The organism is Mycobacterium sp. shizuoka-1 (assembly GCF_002723835.1).
Taxonomy (GTDB): domain Bacteria; phylum Actinomycetota; class Actinomycetes; order Mycobacteriales; family Mycobacteriaceae; genus Mycobacterium.
On the sequence record NZ_BEWG01000063.1, the window covers coordinates 1,344 to 6,132 of the forward strand.

Annotated in this window: 6 protein-coding genes and 1 pseudogene; all 7 read left to right on the top strand. The window is 65.7% G+C overall.

Annotated elements, in window-relative coordinates:
* Positions 1-114 (top strand): hypothetical protein (locus tag MSZK_RS33600; RefSeq protein ID WP_371411362.1); only part of this gene is annotated, 114 nt, incomplete at its 5' end.
* Entirely contained in the window at positions 111-1,250 is a 1,140-nt protein-coding gene (locus MSZK_RS18955) for a virulence factor Mce family protein (protein WP_047040152.1), read from the top strand. The genes MSZK_RS33600 and MSZK_RS18955, both read left to right, overlap by 4 nt.
* Entirely contained in the window at positions 1,251-2,717 is a 1,467-nt protein-coding gene (locus MSZK_RS18960; RefSeq protein WP_047040150.1) for an MCE family protein, read from the top strand.
* Positions 2,684-3,367: a hypothetical protein gene (locus tag MSZK_RS18965; RefSeq protein ID WP_047040148.1), complete on the top strand. Its 684-nt coding sequence runs from the start codon at positions 2,684-2,686 to the stop codon at positions 3,365-3,367. Before MSZK_RS18960 ends, MSZK_RS18965 begins: the two co-directional genes overlap by 34 nt.
* Entirely contained in the window at positions 3,364-3,963 is a 600-nt protein-coding gene (locus MSZK_RS18970; protein WP_232530501.1) for a hypothetical protein, read from the top strand. The genes MSZK_RS18965 and MSZK_RS18970 overlap by 4 nt, the downstream gene beginning before the upstream one ends.
* Positions 3,964-4,015: 52 nt before the next feature.
* The gene (locus MSZK_RS18975) at positions 4,016-4,360 is read left to right on the top strand and encodes a DUF732 domain-containing protein (RefSeq protein WP_047040178.1); all 345 of its coding nucleotides are present in this window, start codon (positions 4,016-4,018) and stop codon (positions 4,358-4,360) included.
* 10 nt (positions 4,361-4,370) lie between these two features.
* A pseudogene (locus MSZK_RS18980) lies at positions 4,371-4,733 on the top strand (CAP domain-containing protein); the annotation flags it as partial.
* Between the last annotated feature and the right edge of the window lie 56 nt (positions 4,734-4,789).

Here is a 4,789-nt window from a genome sequence, read left to right on the forward strand (position 1 = left end):
CCGCTGGCCGCCGAGGCTGCTGCGCCGGATGCCGCCGCGCCGCCCACGCCGGTCACCACCAACCCATCCGATGGCCTCCCCGGCCTCATGGTCCCCCCCGGAGGCGGCTCATGACAGCGCGACAATCCTCCCGCGTCGCGGTGAAACTGCTCATCATCCTCACGCTGGCCGGGCTGCCCGGCTGCGGCTGGCGCGGGCTGAACTCGCTTGCACTGCCCGGCACCGAGGGCGCCGGGCCGGGTTCCTTCGTCGTGCAGGCGCAGATGCCCGAGGTCAGCAATATCCAACCGAACTCCCGCGTGCAGGTCGGTGACGTGACCGTCGGCACCGTGACGAGAATCGAGCGTCAAGGCTGGCATGCCCTGGTGAGCATGCGGCTCAACGGCGACGTCGACCTGCCCGCCAACGCGACCGCCAAGCTCGGCCAAACCAGCCTGCTGGGTTCGCTGCACGTCGAGCTCGCCCCGCCAGCGGACGCGCCACCGGACGGCAAACTGCGTGACGGATCGCTGATCCCGTTGGCGCGCGGGGGAGCCTACCCGACCACCGAACAGACCCTGGCCGCGATCTCCATGCTGCTCAACGGCGGCGGACTGGGCCAAGTCCAGGACATCACCCGGGCGTTTTCCACCGCGTTCCGGGGGCGTGAACACGACCTGCGCAGCATGATCGAGCAACTCGACAAATTCGCCACCCTCACCAATGACCAGACCGGTGACATCATCGCGGCCACGGACAGCCTCAACACCCTGGTCGGCAAGTTCGCCGACAACAAACCCGTTCTCGACACCGCGCTGCGCAAAATCCCCGATGCGCTGGCCGAGCTCAACAGCGAGCGGGACAACCTCATCGAGGCCGCCGATCAGCTCGGCAAGTTCAGCGCACTGACCGTCGACACGGTCAACCAGACCAAAGAAAATCTGGTCAAGGAACTCAAGGACATCGGGCCGGTGTTGGAAGCGCTGGCCAACGCCGGCCCCAGCCTGACACGTGCGCTCAGCCTCTACACGACCTATCCGTTCCCCAACGAAACCGTCGAGAAGTGGATGCGCGGCGACTACGGCAACCTCAGCCTGATCGTTGACCTCACGCTCAGCCGCATCGACTCTGCGCTCTTCACCGGTACGCGCTGGGAGGGCAACCTCACCGAGCTGGAGCTGCAATGGGGCCGCACCATCGGGCAACTCCCGAGCCCCTACACCCAATCCAACCCGCTGATCATTCCGTACCGCTGGGACCAGGGACGCTAAATGTATTTGCACAAACGCGTGAAGGTTCAGCTGGCCATCTTGACGGTGCTTGCCGTCGTCGTGATCTCGTTGATGACGCTGCACGTCATGAAGCTGCCGGCCAAGCTCTTCGGTGTCGGCCGGTACACGGTGACGATGGAATTGCCGCAGACCGGCGGGCTGTATGCGACCGGCAACGTCACCTACCGCGGCACCGAAGTGGGGCGGGTGCAGTCGGTGCACCTCACCGACACCGGTGTGGCCGCGGTGCTGTCGCTCAAATCCGGCATCGACATCCCCTCCGACGTCAAAGCTGAGGTACACAGCCAGTCGGCGATCGGTGAACAATATGTCGACCTGCTGCCCCGCAGTGACACCGCACCGCCGCTAAAGAACGGCGACGTCATCCCGCTGCGGGACGCCTCCGTGCCACCTGACATCAACAAGCTGCTCACCGCCGTCAACACCGGCTTGCGGGCGATACCGCGGGATAACCTCAACACCGCCGTAGACGAGGCATACACCGCCGTCGGCGGGCTGGGCCCAGAACTGGCCCGGCTGGTCAGGGCCTCCACCCGGCTGTCGATCGACGCCCGCGCCAACCTCGACTCACTGACGTCGCTGATCGACCAGTCCCAGCCGGTGCTCGACTCGCAGACCGATACCTCCGATGCGATCCAGGCATGGGCGGCCAACCTGGCCACGGTCACCGCCGAACTGCAAACCCATGACAACGCGGTGGCCGGAATCATCGACCACGGCGGCCCCGCCGCCGGCGAGGTGCGACAACTCTTCGAGCGGTTCCAGCCGACCTTGCCGATCCTGCTGGCCAACCTGGTCAGCGTCGGCCAGGTCGCCCTCACCTACCGAAACGACCTCGAACAACTCCTCGTGCTGCTGCCGCAAGCCGCAGCGATCCGCGGCGGAAGTGTCGTCGCCAACGCCAACACCAAGCAGGACTACCGTGGCGAGTGGATCAGCTTCAACCTCAACATCAACCTCCCACCGGCCTGCACCACCGGATTCCTACCCACCCAGCAACGGCGTCCACCGTCCTTCGAGGACAGCCCGGAGCGTCCCGCCGGCGACGTGTACTGCCGGGTGCCCCAAGATTCACCGTTCAACGTCCGCGGAGCGCGCAACATCCCCTGCGAGACCGTCCCCGGCAAACGCGCACCCACGGTGCGAATGTGCGAAAGCGACGAGCAGTATGTGCCGCTCAACGACGGCTTCAACTGGAAGGGCGACCCCAACGCCACCCTGTCCGGGCAGGACATCCCCCAGGGAGCTCCCGGATCACCGCCGACCGGAGCGCCGCCTCCCGCTGCCGTGAGCCCACCCCCACCACCGGTAGCGGCCGCCCAGTACGACCCCGCCACGGGCACCTACATCGGACCCGATGGCCAGCAATACACCCAATCCGACCTCGCGCAGACCGGCCCGAAGGAGAAGACGTGGCAGACGATGCTGACACCACCGGGCAGCTGAGAACCGCCGGCCGCACCTCGACGCTCATGCCGGATGAACGCGCCGCGTCCGCGCCGATCGGTGCTGAACCGACGCATGGCGGCGATGCCGGCACCGCCGAAGACGCCAGCAGCGGACCCGACGGCAAGGACACACACACCGCACCCCCGGGCGAGCCGAGGACGACCCGCTCGCCGCTGCGGGCCGCGATGCTGGTAGGGGTGGCCGTCGTCATCGCGCTGGCGACGCTGGCGGGATGGCTGGGATTTCGTCTCCACCACCTGCACGAGGCGCAGACCGAGCGAAATGCGTATGTGCAGGTGGGCAGGCAGGCGGCGCTGAACCTGACGACGATCGATTGGCAGAACGCCGACGCCGATGTGCGCCGCATCATCGACGGGGCAACCGGGCAGTTCTACGACGACTTCACGAAGCGATCACAGCCGTTCATCGCCGTGGTCAAACAGACCAAATCGACCACCATCGGCACGGTCACCGAGGCCGCGCTGGAGTCGAAGACCGCGGGCACCGCCCAGGTGCTCGTCGCCGTGACCGTCAAGACGACGAATGCCGCTGTGCCCGACCAACGGCCACGGGCCTGGCGGATGCGCATCTTCGTGCAGCAAGTCGGCGATCAGCCCAAGGTGTCTAACGTGGAGTTCGTGCCGTGAGGTGGCCGAAATCGCGTCGTACCGGCGATCCCACCGACACCGACTCGGCCCAGGAAACACCCACCGCGACCGAGGACGACTGCGAGCACACGCCGGCTACGATGAAACGAAGCATCCGCTGGTCACGTGTGCTCGCCTACGGGATGCTGCCCGGCCTCGCGCTGCTGCTGGCCGCGGCCGCCGGCGGGCTGAAATGGCAGGTCGGTTCCCTGCGTGAGGCCCAGCTTGCCAGCGTCGAGTCCGTGCGGGCCGCCACCGACGGAACAATCACGATGCTGTCCTACAAGCCCGACACCGCCGAGAAGGATCTGACCGCCGCCCAAAACCGACTGACAGGACAATTCAAGGATTCCTATGCCTCGCTAACACATGACGTGGTGATCCCCGGGGCGAAGCAAAAACAGATCTCCGCGGTCGCCAACGTTCCGGCCGCGGCGTCGGTGTCGGCCACCGCGAACCACGCGGTCGTCCTTGTTTTTGTCAACCAGACCGTCATCGTCGGCACGGACGCACCCACCAGCACCACCTCATGCGTGCGAGTGACGCTGGACAAACACGATGGCCGATGGCTCATTTCCCAATTCGAGCCGATTTGACAACATGATCGGGGTTCGATTCACAGCGCCGCGCAACATTCAGACCGTATGCATGGCGATGTGCTGGGCGGCAGGGCTCGGTGTGGCAACTGCGCAGGCACCTCACGCTCATGCCGACCCGGTGGCCTATCTGGTCAACGTGACCGTGCGGCCCGGCTACGGCTTTCCGAACGCCGACGCGGCCTTAGGCTACGGTTACGGCATTTGCGACAAGCTGTCCGGCGGCGAAGGCTACGGGCAGCTTATCGGCGATCTGCAGGCTGATTTCCACACCGCCGACGACTATCAGGCCTCCTATCTGATCACCCAGTCGGTCAACGAACTCTGCCCGGCGTTGATCTGGCGCCTGAGGAACTCGGCTGCACACGACTGGCCGCCGCCTAGAGATGACGGCTGACGTCGAGGAGATGAACATGCGGCATTTGCTGTTGACCGTGCCGGCCGTGGTGGTCGTCGCCGTCGGTGCTGTGGTTGGCATGCCGATCGCACACGGCGACAACAAACGACTCAACGACGCGGTGGTCGCCAACGTGTACACCATTCAGCACCAGGCAGGCTGCACCAACGACGTCACGATCATCCCGCAACTGCAACGTGCCGCCGAATGGCACGCCCGGGATGTGCTGAACAATCGCGACCTCAACGGTGATATCGGGTCTGACGGTTCGACGCCGCAAGACCGCGCCGACGCAGCCGGTTTCCAGGGTCGGGTGGCCGAAACGGTGGCGATCAATCCGGCCCTAGCTGTAACTCCCAGACAGGTTGTGAACGGCGTGGTGAGCGGAAGTAGGTGAGGACCTCCGGTATCGGTGTGGTTACCAAACAC